The organism is Alteromonas sp. KC3, from assembly GCF_016756315.1.
Taxonomy (GTDB): domain Bacteria; phylum Pseudomonadota; class Gammaproteobacteria; order Enterobacterales; family Alteromonadaceae; genus Alteromonas.
Map to the genome: position 1 here is coordinate 3,347,944 of NZ_AP024235.1, position 16,112 is coordinate 3,364,055.

Here is a 16,112-nt window from a genome sequence, read left to right on the forward strand (position 1 = left end):
ATTGATGGCACATAAAATCATTTTAGATACAGATCCGGGTATTGATGATGCAATGGCGATTTTTTTCGCTTTTCAATCTCCAGATATTGAAGTTCTTGGTTTAACGACCGTTTTCGGTAACGTTCCTGTTGATATGGCAGCACAAAACGCGCTGACCCTTTGCGAGTTGGCGGGGAAAGATATTCCCGTAACTAAAGGGGTTGGCATGCCATGGGTAGGCCCAGAATCAACCTACGCGCACTTTGTACATGGCGACTATGGTTTCGGTCACATTAAGCCTGATGCACCAAAAACTGAACTAGATCCACGCAGCTCTGCGCAATTTATTGTGGACATGGCACGTAAATACCCAGGTGAAATCACCATAGTAGCTATTGGTCCACTAGGCAACTTGGCGTTAGCACTACGCCTAGAGCCTGAACTGCCAAAGCTGGTTAAAGGTGTAAGCATTATGGGCGGCGCAGCCTTTGTTCGAGGCAACGTTACACCTGTTGCTGAAGCGAATATATGGAACGACGCAAACGCCGCTGAAATTGTGTTTGCAGCCGATTGGGACTTGACCATGTTCGGTCTAGACGTGACTAACGATGTTCCATTTGCGCCAACGTTCGTAGACGTACTTGCAGAAAAGAACCCAACCCTTGGTAGCTTCGTTCAAGAAAGTGCGCAGTTCTATATGGACTTTTACTCGCAAAACCGCGAAGACCGCGTATGTTTCTTCCACGATGCGTTCCCCATCGCGCATCTTCGTCATCCTGAGCTATTTGAGCTTACTGAAGGCCATGTTCGCGTTGGTACTGGTACGCTTGATAGAGGCCAAACGGTTGTCGCGCCTAAAGGCACAACACCAAGCCCATTGTGGAATGAAGCGAACACCATTAAGGTGGCGACTAAGGTCGACCACGCGAAACTTGAACAATTGTTTATAGATACTTACGCACTTTAAACACAGTGTGATAATGTTAAAGGGAGCTGTTGGATCAGCTCCCTTTTTTATTGTCTTCAAGGTTGAATAAAGAACGTTATGATAGCTGCGCCAATACCTGAAAATGAAAACGAACGATTAGCCGAACTATTGAGTTACGACGTACTCGATACCGAGGCTGAGCAGCTATTCGACGATCTGACGGCATTGGCATCGCAAATTTGCGAAACACCAATTGCACTCATTAGCCTTGTCGATCCCAATCGGCAATGGTTCAAATCAAGAGTAGGTCTTGATGCACAAGAAACGTCACGCGAAATAGCGTTTTGCTCTCACGCCATTTTACAAAGGGAAATATTTGAAGTTCCCGATGCTACACAAGATCCACGCTTTCACGACAACCCACTGGTAACCGGCGCGCCCGACATTCGGTTTTATGCTGGCGCTCCCTTAGTCACGCCGTCAGGTCATGCTATCGGCACCCTATGCGCTATTGACCAAAAGCCGCGAGAACTCAGCGATGAACAGCGCGCATCGTTGCTTACCTTGAGTAAGTCAGTGGTGGCCCATCTTGAACTAAAACGTAAAAATCGAGAGCTGGAACGCACTAGTCAATTTAAATCAGATTTTCTGTCTTATGTAAGTCACGAGATTCGAACGCCGCTTAATGCCATAAACACGTTTAGTCATTTGCTTGAAGTAGAAGCCAAAAAGCTAGAATTACCAATGAGTTTTAGCGGCCCGCTTTCTCATGTCACCAAAAGCGGTGAACGCTTGCTTGAAATTGTTAACTCGGTACTGGACATTAAGCAAATAGAAGCAGGAAAAATGCGTGTTATGCCAAGAGCGGTAAACACCAAAGATTTTTTCACCCATTTGTTTTCGCTTACTACTATTCGTGCACAAGACAGTAATATCACATTTACCACTAACATTGATAAGTCGGTTCCAGATTCACTTTTCTTTGACGATACCAAGCTTGGCCAAGTTGCCCTTAATATATTGTCAAATGCCATAAAATATACGCCCAGAGATAAAGCGGTTAAGGCACAGGTTAAGTACAAAAATAGTTGTCTTATTTTCACTGTTTTCGACCAAGGTATTGGCATGAGTGAAGAAGACCAAGAGCGACTTTTTACTGCGTATGAACGCATGGACAATGCCTATCAAATTAAAGGCACAGGGCTTGGTTTAAATATTTCAAAGCGCCTCGTTGAATTGATGGATGGTAGTATCAAAGTAAGCAGCAAACTCAATGAAGGCACTAGGGTAAGTATTACGCTTCCGGCTGATGAAATTAGCGCGAATCAGTTTGTTGAGGACCAGCCTCAAAGCTTTGTGGCGCAAGCCATGTTCGATAAAACTGTTAATGTACTTGTGGTGGAAGATCACGAAATAAACCAAATTGTTATCGAGACTTTGTTCGAAAAACTGGGAACCCCTGTCGCCTTGGTGAGTACTGGCGAGGAAGGTGTGGAATATGTCAAATCCAACCCTGTTGATCTCGTGCTTATGGATTTGAATCTACCCGGTATACAAGGTGATGAAGCCACCGCCCAAATTAAGGCGATAAAGCCGGAACTGCCTGTTGTAGCACTTACCGCAGATGTAATCACAGAAGCCGATGCTTTGCATAAGAAAGGGCTAGATGCAGTCCTGACTAAGCCAATAGACAGCAAAGAACTGGTAAGCATGCTAAATACCTTTCTTTGCCGAGATCAATAACCGTAGTTTGAGTTAAAAACATCAATGGTTGATTCTGTACAGCTCACCGATATGAACGCACGGGCAGCATTAAGGAAAACGCTTCGCACCGCAAGAAAGGCCATAGCAACTGATGCACAAAGGCGTGCGGCGAAGGCTATGGTTTCACAATTATTGCTTCTTTTTCCTCGTGACCAACACTGCAACGTTGCTGTGTATCTTCAAAACGATGGCGAAGTTGATTTACAAGCCTTTGTCAGTCATTGCTGGCGAGAGCTTCCCAATATCACGTTTTGTTTGCCCGTTTTGCACCCTGTATGCAAAGGACACCTGCTGTTTTTGCGTTACAGTGCGCAAACCAAAATGATTGAAAATAAGTACCGTATTAAAGAACCCCAACTCGCTTGCTACGACGTAGTACCTGCAAAAAACATAAATTTCATCTTGATGCCACTTGTTGGATTTGACACTGCGGGCAATCGGTTGGGTATGGGTGGCGGTTACTATGATAGAACACTCGCTTTTACAAAATTGGCAAACACAAAACCAACACTTATTGGTGTAGCTCACGATATCCAAGAAGTTTCAGCACTGCCTATCGCCCCTTGGGATATCCCGCTAGATGCAATTGTAACGCCTACAAGAATACTTCATTTTTAAGGTACTCCCTCACTAGATTCATTGTACTAGCACTCTCGTAAATGACGTTTAACAACAGCCGGCCGCCCAATTTTTAGCGTTCTGGTTCTTATGCAAGCGAATTAGTGCTTGCTGAATGATATGGTCAGGTTGGCTATCTATTCGTCAGTTATGTCATTTCTTTGTGGTCAATTTAAAAAAAACGCAACCAAAATACCAGTATAAGATTGATTTATATGATTTTTTTACCTTGGCGTTTAAATTGCTTTAATGGTTAATGACAATACCATCCGCATAGAAGAATAAGGAACAGGATATGTATACAGACGAAGACCTCACACTGGCGGTAAAGCAGAACATATTTAGTCAAACGGATGTAACGCAGTTTCGACAGTTCATCAACAACACCCGCAATAGCCATGCTGTTGATGAAGAAAACTTCCGCTTGATAAATGGTTTTAACGATATATTTGTCGTGATAGCCAGTGCACTTTTACTTGCGTCGCTCGCTTGGTTAGGATTTGCGGTAACACCTCCTCTTGGTGGTATCGCTCTGGCTGTTGGCTCTTGGATACTTGCCGAATACTTCGTGAATAAACGTCGTATGGCACTACCTGCAATTGCATTACTGCTTTCATTCCTACTTGGGTTGTTTGCCATTCCTATTCTATTTCGACCTGAAGTTAAAGAAATTGCGTTCATAGGCTCAGGGTTGTTAACTACCTTTGGTGCAATAGCCCATTGGATGCGTTTTAGAGTGCCCATTACCGTAGCGGCTGGAGCGGCAACACTAACGGCTGGTATTGTTGCTACCGTTGTTTATATGTTCCCAGCAACATTGCTATACATTAACCACTTCATTTTGGCGTTTGGATTAGTGATCTTCGGCCTAGCTATGTATTGGGACAGCAAAGACACAGCAAGACAAACTCGCGCTTCAGACGTTGCATTTTGGCTGCACCTTATTTCGGCGCCAATGATTGTACACCCTATATTTCAAAGTCTAGGCGTGCTTGAAGGTAGCGGCGATCTGTTTATCTCGCTTATTGTTTTGGCTCTGTACGTGCTACTTGCCATCATATCTATCGCCGTTGACCGTCGTGCCATTATGGTTTCGGCCCTGACCTATGTGGTTTACACCTTCTCAGCACTTATGGAAGACTTTGGCATGGTGTCTTCAAGCTTTGCTATCACAGGTCTGTGCATTGGTACTTCACTGCTTCTGCTTTCAGCATATTGGCATAGCTGCCGTCGCTGGGTATTAAAGCTAGTGCCTCAACAAATGCAATTAAGACTGCCAGAAGCTAAGGCGTAAGCACAAGGGCATATTGACCTTTCCCCCAACGCAGCAAAACTTCTTTTGCTGCGTTTTTCATTTTTTAAGTTCTTGTCAAAATATCCACTCGTTTAGGTGGGTTCACGTTATTTTATCGGTTACACTGCAAGCAAAAATACCCAGAGAGTAACCCTATGGATCAGAATGCAAAAAAACAGGCCGTGGCAAAGGCGGCTATTGCCTATGTAAAACCAGACAGTATTGTTGGTGTTGGTACAGGCTCAACAGTTAACTTTTTTATTGAAGAACTCGGCAAAATAAAACACCAAATAGAAGGCGCAGTATCAAGCTCTGAAGCATCTACCGAGCGCTTGAAAGCACTGGGCATTGAAGTTTTCGAACTTAACGAAGTAAGTGACCTTTCTGTGTATATCGACGGTGCTGACGAAGTGACTGAGCACAAGCATATGATAAAAGGTGGTGGCGCAGCATTAACCCGTGAAAAAATTGTTGCTGGTGCAGCCACAACGTTTGTGTGTATTGTTGACGAGAGTAAACGTGTGCCTGTTTTGGGTAAATTCCCACTGCCTGTTGAAGTTATTCCGATGGCACGTTCATTCGTTGCAAGAGAGTTAGTGAAACTTGGTGGTGATCCCGAATATCGACAAGGCGTGGTCACCGACAATGGCAATGTAATTCTTGATGTTCACAATCTTGAAATTTTAAACCCACGAGAGCTTGAACAAAAAATCAATAATATTCCAGGTGTAGTAACGAACGGTATATTCGCGCTTCGTGGCGCAGACATTGTCCTTTCTGCTACCGATACGGGTGTTGATACATATAAATAGCCTTTTTGCAGACACTGCGCGCACACGCTGGGTGCAGTGTTAGCACAATTACTACTTTTATCTTTGGCTATTTTCTGATAGCTTTCGTTTAGACGTCTAGATGGCCTTGAAGATGACCGAAGACGCCTATCATAATGAAGTGAGTTAAGACCACTCAACGTATAAAGCGGCCCTAGTGGTGAATACATACTGGTAGCAACCCTACAAAAAAGTAGTTATTGCCCACATTACATCAGCGAGAGATAGCGAGTTCATGAGCAAAGTTTCATTAGAGAAGGATAAAATCCGAATTTTATTGCTAGAAGGCGTTCACCAAAGTGCATTGGAAACCCTTAAAAGTAATGGTTATAGCAACATTGAGTTTCTTAAAACCTCGCTTCCAGAAGATGAGCTAATTGAGAAAATCAAAGACGCCCACTTTGTTGGTATTCGCTCGCGTACCCAAATTACAGAGAAAGTCGTTGAAGCAGCTCAAAAGCTAGTAGCCATTGGTTGCTTTTGTATTGGTACAAACCAAGTTGACCTTGAAGCAACGCAGCGCCGAGGTATTCCCGTATTTAACGCGCCGTTCTCAAATACCCGCTCTGTAGCAGAATTAGTACTTGGCCAAATTATTCTTCTATTGCGTCAAGTGCCCAGCAAAAATGCAAAAGCGCACCGTGGCGAGTGGGAAAAAACAGCGGTTGGTTCTTATGAAGCACGCGGTAAAACACTGGGTATTATTGGGTATGGTCACATTGGTACGCAATTGAGCATACTTGCCGAACATTTGGGTATGCGCGTTCAGTTTTTTGATATTGAAGATAAACTGGTACTGGGCAATTCAGCCCAAGTTAAGTCGCTCGAAAAGCTTCTTAACACGTCAGATGTGGTTTCTCTTCACGTACCAGAAACACCATCAACACAGAATATGATTGGGGCAGAACAACTGGCGCAAATGAAGCCTGGCAGCATATTGATTAATGCATCTCGCGGTACGGTTGTAGATATTGATGCGCTGGCAAATGCGCTTGAGAGTGGCCATTTAAACGGGGCCGCTATCGACGTATTCCCTGTTGAGCCTAAGTCGAATACCGAAGAATTTCAGTCTCCTTTGCGTAAATTCGATAATGTAATTCTAACGCCGCACGTGGGTGGTAGCACACAAGAAGCGCAAGAGAATATCGGCATTGAAGTAGCGGGTAAACTGGCCAAATACAGTGACAACGGCTCTACGTTATCTGCGGTTAACTTCCCTGAAGTATCGTTGCCAGAGCACACTGGACGTTCGCGCCTATTGCATGTTCACAAAAACCAGCCTGGTATTTTAACGCAAATTAACCAAGCATTTGCGCAAAAAGGTATCAATATAGAAGCGCAATACCTACAAACCAATGCTGAAATTGGTTACGTGGTAGTTGATGTAAAAGAAGACCGTGGCTATGAGGCATTGGCCGAATTGCAACAAATTGAAGGTACAATAAAAACCCGTATTCTTCATTAATTGTTGGGCACCACGTTTTAAACAAAAAACGCTGCAAATGCAGCGTTTTTTATATTTAACAATTAGCCACTATTGGCTTAGAAGAAATTGTACACCAAGCTAACCGCTGTTTCAGTATCAAGCTTCTCGACACCTTCTGCGACTTGCGAGTTGTGATCTAGCTTGAAAGATAAGCGCATTGAAAGGTTACCGCTAATTGTCGCAGTAAGCGCTGATTCAGCACGTGACTTCGTGTTCTCTTCACCCACTTCGGTACTGGCTGTTTGTGTGAACTTCGCCGTATCTGAAATTTTCCATGAGTAAATAGTTGAAGCACGAACGATGACGCTGTTCTGGCTTTCATCTTCCTGAGTTTCTACAAATGAATAACCCGGACCGATTGAGTACTCTAGTGTGTGCTTTTTAGTTTGAAGCACTTTTTGGTTCCAACCCGCTGCAATTGTTGACTGGTAATTAAAGTTACTAAAACGGTCATCTTCGTATGACGCGAACACGAATAATCGATTGTCAGGGTTTTCCAATTTGTAGTTACCCTGAGCAGATGCAAAGAACTTCTGCGCTGATGTTACATCTTCGTCTTCGCCATCATCACCTTCTACCGTTTCTTGGCGGTACAAACCTTCAATAGCATAGTCATTGCTCCAGTTTTCAAGCTCCTGACTTGCGGTAATACCTGCATTGATAGACGTAGTATCAGTGTTACCCGTTGTTGAGATAAAACCTAACTCACCTTCCATTGTGAATGGTTTTACTTCATCGTCTTGAGCAAAAGCGGTTGAAGAAAGTGAAAGTGCGATTAAAGATGCAAGCGCGTGCTTTTTCATTGAACAATCCTATTGATTATCGTTCCATTTGTTACACACGAAACCTTTTGAACTGCAAGGCGGTGTAACGCGAATTTTTGTATTAAGAGTATAAAGGTCGCGCCAAGCGCGGCCTGATAAACATTGCTGCGAAGTGTACATTTCTCATTCTATCCGTCAATGACATCGCCATAAAAACTGCGAGCAATCAGACGAATTTACACTAATTGACTAAAAGAACTGATATACCAAGGCCACTGACGTTTCCGTACTGAGTGGTTCTACGTCTTCAGCGGTGTCTGTCTCATGGTTAAGAATAAAGGAAAGCTTCATGGCCAACGAGCCAAATACGTTGGCAGAGAGCGAGGTTTCTGAGCGCGATTTGGTATTCTCTTCACCCGCTTCGGTACTCACAAACTGACGAAGCTTCGCTCCGCTACTCCAGCGATAACGATATTCTGCTGACGCACGCACAATGATACCGTCGTTCACCAAGTTATCATTGTCTTCCTCAGCTTGTATAAATGTGTAGCCTGGGCCAATACTGTAACGAAACTCACTATCTTCATTACGCCACAGGCGCTGCGACCACCCCGCGGCCAGGGATGCACGGTGGTCGTAACCGGTAAACTTGTCGTCTTCATAGTCGCCGTACATAAACAAACGTCGCCCGTTTGCTACCAGCTTGTAGTCAAATTGGGCACTGGTATAAAACCGCTGGGCGCTCACTTCTCGGTCTGTTGTTGCTGTGCCCGACTCTTTGTAAAGCAGCTCAGCGAAATAAAGGCTACTCCATTGCTGAGTTTCATGGTCAGCATTAACTGCGGCTTTTATACTCGCTGCAGACGTATTACCAGAGTTAAGCAGGATCCCTAACTCGCCGTCCAAAGAAAAACGCGGAATTTCATCGTCAGTATCTGGGGTAAAGTCAGCGTGATAAAGCGTTTGGATAAGATCTTTGGCCTGAAGTGAAAAAACGGGGCAAAAACTAACTAAACACACTACTAAGCGCGGTATAAATTTTTTATTAAACATATTGAGATACACGTCGAGCTTCGTTTTATATTACGCCTATGTTGGCGCTTGCTTACGTCCATCCGTTGGAAGAGCATGCTAGCGGTTTGACGCTAGCATTATAATTCTGATTTTATTTGCTCACTGAATTAGAGATACCACTTTTGCAGTTTCAATTTCCGCGTACTCTGCAGATATTCTAACCAGTTCCATATCTAGACTTACTGTATTGGCTATCTCTGAAGTAAAAAGTTCAATATCACCGTACATTTCTTGTTCTAGCTGGCTAATTGTAATTTTATTTGCCAGCGCAAGGACACCAACATCGATATCAGAGGCTTGATGATCACCGTCGTTCATGTGCGTAACGGGCTGAGAAAGACCAAGGGGTAAGTTCCAATTTTGCAATATGATACCGCTGCAGTGTGCAAACGTAAAACCAAAATGCGCACGTTGCCCTTCATCTGGTAATCCACTGCTTTTACTGTCTAAGTAAGCGACATAGCGCTTTGGAGCACGTTTTGCCACCACTAACTCACTTAAGTTTTGCAGCATACCCATAACAAAAAAGCGATCTGCACCACGAATATTCAGTCGCATGGCAAGGCTCTTTGCCACCATGCCGCAATACACCGAAGAGTACCAATGTTTATCAATATTAACGTATTTGGTTTCGAAGTGTTTAAATGCAGTACCTGCAGTTTCTGCAACAACAATATTGTAGAGCGCCTCACCGCCAATCACGTTGATTGCTTTTGAAACGGATTCTATCTGAGAGGGAAAACGAAAAAGTGAACTGTTAGCAAGGCGCAACACTTTAGCAGTTAATGAAGGATCAACACTAATAAGGTTTCCTAAATCATCCGCCGTAGAGCGCGGGTCATCTAGTACTGCGCGTAATCGCACGCATATATCAGGTAGCGCAAAAGATTTCGCCGCAAATGCAACGTACTTTTCTATCGACATCTAATTACTCTCACTTAGGTTACTTGCCAATACAATGACATTATACATCTATCAGTTGGTTGACCCTACCCTTAAACACGTATTACGTATTTATAGATCACCGAATAAATTATACTGGGCTAGTTCATCAGTTGAACTTGATTCACCTTGTTTTCTCGCCCTTGCAAGTACCGCACGTTTTCGTCTAGCGCACGCACTGATTATTTGGCGTTTGGTAGCATCGTCCACCTTAAGCCAATACAGGCGCTCGTCTCGACTTCGAAAGCAACCTTTACAAAACCCTCTCGGCCCAGACTCACATACACCAATACAGGGACTGGGAATTTCAAAAAATTCCAGCTGCTTAGACTGTGGTGATTGTTCTGACATGCGATACACTCATTTATCGATACGCGAAATACAGGGTTATTAAGCTTCCACTGAGTGATAGCTTCATTGCAATGCCCGTCAAACAACAATAAACAGCACCTAAATAAAGGCACTGTTTGCATGTTGTTTTTTAATAGCATAGCACGCCTAGCGCTAATCGATGAGCGTATAGTCGATGGTGGAGACTACTCTTACCTTTTTGATATGAGGGTGATGGCTATCTCGGCTACTGATGGTAAACCGCCCTTGATTAGCCCGCTTGATTTTTCCTAACGTACTTTGCGAGTCTTTTGCAAATTTCTCAGCGACCTCTCGTGCATTGAGTGTTGCCTCTTCAATCATTTCCGGTTTAACTTCGTTTAAGCGCGTAAATACATAGTCTGGTTGGGCGCGATAACTTTGATCAGACAACACAATCCCCGTTTTGATCAATTCACCAATTTGTTGCATCAACAGTCTGACTTTTTCCACATCTTCAGAAAATACTGTCACAGTCTGAATAGCACTGTAACGAAAAGGCGCTCTGTCAGAACCGCCGTATTGTTGGGCTAGCTTGTCGGTAATTTCCGGCTTCCCAATGGTGATGCTTTCGCTTGAGACTCCCTTGGTTTGTAAAAACTGTGATACCTTGGCACTGTTCTTTTCAATTTGATCGTACAGTGCAGGCAGGTCATTACCCGCATCAACAAACTGAATGGGCCAAATTACCTGATCGGCAATGTATTCTCTTTCAGAAAGGCCTTTGACAGTGACGACTCTGTCCCACGTCTGCATATCATTCATCGCGCCTGATACCTGAAGACCAAGTACGCTTAACGCGACAATCATTCCTATTGCAATAATACTTGCTGCACCTACTTTCACGATTAACTCCCTAATACATTTAATACTTATCCAAGTTTAATCAACAATAGCACCCTTTTTATTGTGTAAATAAGGCTAGTTGAGGCGAATTAAGGCAAAAAAAAGGCCACTCAAATGAGTGGCCTAAAGAGCCCCTTAAGAGGGCAACGCTTGGGTAGACGGGAGAGTTAACCGTTGCGCTTTAGCAAATAGTAAAAGACTGGGGTTAGGATTAGCCCGAAGAAGGTTACACCTATCATGCCTGAGAATACTGCTACCCCCATCGCCTGACGCATTTCAGCGCCTGCGCCTGTAGAGATAACCATTGGCAGTACGCCCATAATGAATGCAATTGAAGTCATCAAAATAGGACGTAAACGTAAACGGCTCGCTTCTTTAATAGCAGAGAGCGCATCCATACCCTTGTCTTGCAGCTCTTTAGCAAACTCGACAATAAGAATGGCGTTCTTAGTGGCAAGGCCGACCAGTACAATCAATCCAATTTGAGTGAAGATGTTGTTATCACCACCGTAAACTTGCACACCTATTAACGCGCTCAGCAATGTCATTGGTACAATCAAAATGATAGCCAATGGCAGACGCAAGCTTTCATATTGTGCTGCAAGTACAAGGAACACCAACAACACTACGAGTGGGAATACGAAGGCTGATGCATTACCTGCAAGAATTTGCTGGTACGTTAATTCAGTCCACTCGTATGTCATGCCCAATGGCAGTGTTTCAGCCAAAATTTCTTCAATAGCGGCTTTTGCTTGGTCAGATGAGTAACCCGGCGCTGGCGCACCATTGATTTCTGCCGTGATATAGCCGTTATAGTGCATAACACGGTCTGGACCTGCGCTGTGCTCGATATTCAAAAATGAACCTAGGGGAATCATTTCACCTTGTGCATTTCTAATTTTGAATTGCGTAATATCTTCAATATCTTGACGATACTGCGCATCGGCCTGCACATTCACTTGGTACGTGCGACCAAACAAATTGAAATCATTAACATACAGTGAGCCCAAGTAAGCCTGCATAGTGGTGAACAAGGTATCGATATTCACACCTTGGCTTACGGCTTTTTCACGGTCTACATCTACGTCAAGCTGAGGTACAGCAACCGTAAAGCTGGTGAAAGCATCGGTAAGCGCAGGATGTGCCCATGCTTTGCCAATCACTTCTTGAGTGACACGCTCTAGCTCTTCAAATCCAAGATTGCCTCTGTCTTCCACCTGCAAGCGGAAACCGCCAATTGTCCCTAACCCCATTACTGGTGGTGGTGGGAATATAGCCACAAACGCACCTTTAATAGAACCAAAGTTTTGGTTTAGCTGAGCTGCAATGGCGCCACCCGATAATTCAGGACTTTTACGCTTGTCAAAGTCGGTCAAGGTAGCGAATAAAACACCTGAGCTTGGACTATTGGTAAAGCCGTTAATGTTTAGCCCCGGAAATGCAATGGCATCTTCAACGCCAGGGTGTTCCATGGCAATACGTGACATCTCGCGAATAACTTCTTCGGTTCTATCTAAGCTGGCGGCATTAGGTAGCTGAGCAAACGCGACCAAGTACTGCTTGTCTTGTGGCGGTACATAGCCAGTAGGTGTATTGGCGAACTGGAAATAAGTTAGGCCAAGTAACCCAGCATAAAGCACCATAATGACGCTGCTTTTACGGATAAGACCGCCCACAGCACCAGTGTACTTCTTAGAACCTCGGTCGAAGAAACGGTTAAAAGGCGCGAATATGAAACGACCAAACACTTTATCCATTACTCGGGTAAGCCAGTCGTTAGCTTGACCGTGAGGCTTCAGCAATAGTGCAGACAAGGCTGGGCTTAGCGTTAAAGAGTTAATTGCTGAGATTACCGTTGAAATAGTGATAGTCAGTGCAAACTGCTTATAGAACTGCCCTGTTAAACCACTCATAAAGGCGGTCGGTACAAACACCGCTGCAAGTACAAGAGTTGTCGCAATAATAGGCCCAGTTACCTCTTTCATTGCCTGTACCGTGGCATCAAACGGTGTTTTGCCTTCTGAAATATTACGCTCGACGTTCTCAACAACCACGATGGCGTCATCAACAACAATACCAATGGCAAGTACCAAGCCAAACAATGACAGGGCGTTAAGTGAGAAGCCCATCAACTGCATAAACGCAAAGGTACCCACCAACGAAATTGGTACTGCAACCAATGGAATTATGGATGCACGCCATGTTTGAAGGAAAAGTACTACCACAAGAACAACAAGTAATACCGCTTCAAGCAATGTGCTAATTACTGCTTCAATTGAGCCACGCACAAACACGGTAGGATCGTAAGCAATTTCGTATTCTAGGCCTTCTGGGAATAGCTGTGATAACTCAGCCATACGCGAACGCACATCGTCTGAAATTTGAATAGCATTTGAACCTGGCGCTTGGAAAATAGGTAAAGCCGCTGCTGGGTTATTGTTAATCAATGAGCGAAGCGCATAAAACTCTGAACCTAGCTCAATACGAGCCACATCTTTAAGACGTGTAATTTCGCCATTATCACCGGTTTTAACGATGATGTTTTCAAATTCCGATTCGTCTTTAAGGCGACCGCGTACGTTAATTAAAAGCTGAAATTCGCTAGTCCCCGTTGGCTGTGCACCAAGGCTGCCCGCAGCTGCTTGCTGGTTTTGATCCGCAATTGCCGCTACTACATCGCCAGGGTTCATTTGCAAAGCAGCAAGTTTGTTAGGGTCTAGCCACACACGCATGCTGAACTCGCCTGCGCCAAACAGGCGTACTTGCCCTACCCCGTCGATACGGGCCAGCTCGTCTTTTACAAACTGATCGGCATAGTTAGACAGATAAAGCATGTCGTAGCGATTATCTGGCGATGTTAAGTGAACCACCATGGTAAGGTCAGGCGATGACTTTTCAGTAACCACACCTAAACGCTGCACTTCTTGTGGCAAACGTGGAGTAGCACGATTCACACGGTTTTGGACCAGCGTTGTCGCTTCATCTGGATCTGTACCGATAGCAAACGTGATGGTTAATGTCATTCGGCCATCGCTGGTTGCTTGTGAAGACATGTACAACATGTTTTCAACGCCGTTAATTTCTTGCTCAAGTGGTGTCGCGACGGTTTCGGCTATTACTTCTGGGTTTGCGCCCGGATAGTTGGCTGTTACCACTACTGTTGGCGGAACAACTTCTGGATATTCTGTAATGGGCAGTTGCCATACTGCAATGGCACCGCCAATAAAAATGAGTAGTGATAGCACGCCCGCAAAAATCGGGCGGCTAATAAAGAATTGCGAGATGTTCATTACTTAAGACCTACTGTTACAGTGCCAGATGCCACTGAACCACCAGACAGTACGTCCTCGTAATGCGCCATGTTGGTTACTTCTGTTACGTTATCTACCTGAGACTGCCAATCCTGCAAGCTCGCTAATGCATCTTGGTCACCCATAGGTACTTCGTTCGCCGACACTGGCGCCCCTGGACGTACGCGTTGTAATCCGTCTACAACTATGGTGTCGCTAGCCGCAAGCCCACTTTTAATAATGCGCATGCTGCCAACTTTGTCACCCAACGTAACCGCACGGTATTCCACTTTGTTTTCTTCATTTACCACAAGCACATACTTGTTATTCAAGTCGGTACCAATAGCTTTTTCTTTGATAAGAATGCCCTGCTCGTCTGTACTTCCAGCGAGTTTAAGGTGGGCAAACAAACCAGGGATCAAGCGACCCTCTTCGTTATTGAACACCGCGCGAACTCGCAATGTACCTGTGCTGCCATTCACTTGGTTATCGATAAAATCAATTTGGCCCCAATGCTGGTAGTCAGACTCATTGGCTAAACGCAGTGCAACAGGCTTGTCGTTCACAGACGTTGCATTGCTGCTTGATACATAATTAAGGTACGTTTGCTCGTCGATGTCAAAGTAAGCGTATAAACGGTCTGTTGACACGATACGAGTAAGTTCAGTTTGACCCGCCGTTACAAAGTTACCTTCAGTAATATTGGCGCGAGAAATGCGACCTGAAATAGGTGCTTCAACGCGCGCAAAACCTCGGTTTAAGCGCGCTACTTCAAGAGCGGCTTGAGTTTGATTAAGGCTCGCTAGCGCTTGGTTTTTCTCTGCTAAACGCGCATCAAGTACCTCTTCAGACACAGCTTGTGTCTTACGCAGTTTGTAGGCGCGTTTATAGTTCTGCTCAGCTAGCTCTAGTCGACTTTTCGATTCTTCAAGCTGTGCAGTCAAGCGAGCGACTTCTGCTTTAAACGTGCGATTATCAATAAGGAACAGTGTTTGCCCTTGCTCAACATATTCGCCTTCTTTAAATGCGACAAAATCGATGTAACCTGAAACACGAGGACGAAGCGCTACAATTTGTGGCGATTCCAAGCGACCAGTGAAGTTGTCCCATTCGGTAAGACGTTGCGTGACAACCGCTGCTACATCCACAGGTACGCCAGCATTTGCCTGCATAGATTGACTAGGATCCTGCTCGTCACCACCGCATGCAGCGACTAGCGCAGTAAGGCTTAAAACAGCCAATAAACGGGTAAAAGTTTTCATTGCAAGATTCTCTCTTAAGTTCGACTAAAGTTTGATGAGATGCATTATGGACCACGCCAAACAATAAAAATAATTATCTTTTTATATGCAACACATCACACAATGTTATATATTGAGAATCTAGCGGACAAAATTTAAACGTAAAAAAGGAGGTTTCACCTTTATTACGCAAATAACTGCTTAGAAAGCGAGAACTTAGGAAATTAGCGGGCTACAGCAGCGCAGTGTAACACTGTCACTCATCGCATTCATTTGGAAAATAAATGCATTTAGCTATAACCTATAACGAAACTATGTCATTGCTATGACATCGATATATTTTTCGAAAACTGAAAAGTAAATGTGTGTACCGAAGTACGCTTCACCAAAATTAAGGCTGAACTTTTTGGCCTGTAGATACAAAGCGAGATGACACTCGTAGTCAGTGCGAAGTAATTTACTTGTACCTTTGGGTACATAAAAAACAATTGACGCTTTTTGCGATAGTCGAGAGACAAAGAGGTGGAAGCGCGGAGTAGCTTCACCTTACTTCAGGCGAAATAACAAGGCCTGTAGATACGAAGCGAGATGACACACGTTGTCAATGCGAAGTAGTTCACTTGTACCTTTGGGTACATAAAAAACAATTGACGCTTTTTGCGATAATCGAGAGACAAAGAGGTGGAA

The 16,112-nt window shown here is 44.3% G+C and carries 13 protein-coding genes; 6 read left to right on the forward strand and 7 right to left on the reverse strand.

Annotation, left to right across the window (positions count from 1 at the left end):
• Positions 1-4: 4 nt before the first annotated feature.
• The 6 genes from JN178_RS14855 (at position 5) to serA (ending at position 6,878) form a co-directional block, all read left to right on the forward strand.
• Entirely contained in the window at positions 5-946 is a 942-nt protein-coding gene (locus JN178_RS14855; protein WP_159626875.1) for a nucleoside hydrolase, read from the forward strand.
• A 78-nt stretch (positions 947-1,024) separates the two neighbouring features.
• Positions 1,025-2,650, forward strand: coding sequence for an ATP-binding protein (locus JN178_RS14860; RefSeq protein ID WP_202262220.1), 1,626 nt, complete (start codon positions 1,025-1,027; stop codon positions 2,648-2,650).
• Between the two features lie 24 nt (positions 2,651-2,674).
• On the forward strand, positions 2,675-3,289 hold the full coding sequence (locus JN178_RS14865) for a 5-formyltetrahydrofolate cyclo-ligase (RefSeq protein ID WP_232369585.1): 615 nt from the start codon (positions 2,675-2,677) through the stop codon (positions 3,287-3,289).
• Between the two features lie 295 nt (positions 3,290-3,584).
• Positions 3,585-4,583, forward strand: a complete 999-nt coding sequence (locus JN178_RS14870; RefSeq protein ID WP_159626873.1) for a hypothetical protein — start codon at positions 3,585-3,587, stop codon at positions 4,581-4,583.
• 155 nt (positions 4,584-4,738) lie between these two features.
• Positions 4,739-5,395 carry a ribose-5-phosphate isomerase RpiA gene (gene rpiA / locus JN178_RS14875; protein WP_202262221.1) on the forward strand — a complete coding sequence of 219 codons (657 nt, stop codon included), beginning with the start codon at positions 4,739-4,741 and terminating at the stop codon, positions 5,393-5,395.
• A gap of 253 nt (positions 5,396-5,648) precedes the next feature.
• Positions 5,649-6,878 (forward strand): phosphoglycerate dehydrogenase, encoded by a 1,230-nt coding sequence (gene serA / locus JN178_RS14880; RefSeq protein WP_202262222.1) that lies wholly within the window; start codon positions 5,649-5,651, stop codon positions 6,876-6,878.
• 77 nt (positions 6,879-6,955) lie between these two features.
• Here serA and JN178_RS14885 read toward each other — a convergent pair whose 3' ends face one another.
• The 7 genes from JN178_RS14885 to JN178_RS14915 form a co-directional block, all read right to left on the reverse strand.
• Complete coding sequence (locus tag JN178_RS14885; RefSeq protein ID WP_202262223.1) at positions 6,956-7,702, reverse strand: DUF481 domain-containing protein; 747 nt, start codon at positions 7,700-7,702, stop codon at positions 6,956-6,958.
• A gap of 210 nt (positions 7,703-7,912) precedes the next feature.
• Positions 7,913-8,716, reverse strand: a complete 804-nt coding sequence (locus JN178_RS14890) for a DUF481 domain-containing protein (protein WP_159626869.1) — start codon at positions 8,714-8,716, stop codon at positions 7,913-7,915.
• 120 nt (positions 8,717-8,836) lie between these two features.
• Positions 8,837-9,661, reverse strand: coding sequence for an HDOD domain-containing protein (locus JN178_RS14895; protein WP_202262224.1), 825 nt, complete (start codon positions 9,659-9,661; stop codon positions 8,837-8,839).
• A gap of 90 nt (positions 9,662-9,751) precedes the next feature.
• Positions 9,752-10,030 (reverse strand): DUF1289 domain-containing protein, encoded by a 279-nt coding sequence (locus JN178_RS14900; RefSeq protein WP_202262225.1) that lies wholly within the window; start codon positions 10,028-10,030, stop codon positions 9,752-9,754.
• A gap of 153 nt (positions 10,031-10,183) precedes the next feature.
• Positions 10,184-10,894, reverse strand: coding sequence for an SIMPL domain-containing protein (locus JN178_RS14905; RefSeq protein ID WP_202262226.1), 711 nt, complete (start codon positions 10,892-10,894; stop codon positions 10,184-10,186).
• A gap of 167 nt (positions 10,895-11,061) precedes the next feature.
• Positions 11,062-14,184 carry an efflux RND transporter permease subunit gene (locus JN178_RS14910; RefSeq protein ID WP_202262227.1) on the reverse strand — a complete coding sequence of 1,041 codons (3,123 nt, stop codon included), beginning with the start codon at positions 14,182-14,184 and terminating at the stop codon, positions 11,062-11,064.
• Complete coding sequence (locus tag JN178_RS14915; RefSeq protein ID WP_202262228.1) at positions 14,184-15,446, reverse strand: efflux RND transporter periplasmic adaptor subunit; 1,263 nt, start codon at positions 15,444-15,446, stop codon at positions 14,184-14,186. Before JN178_RS14915 ends, JN178_RS14910 begins: the two co-directional genes overlap by 1 nt.
• Positions 15,447-16,112: the final 666 nt, after the last annotated feature.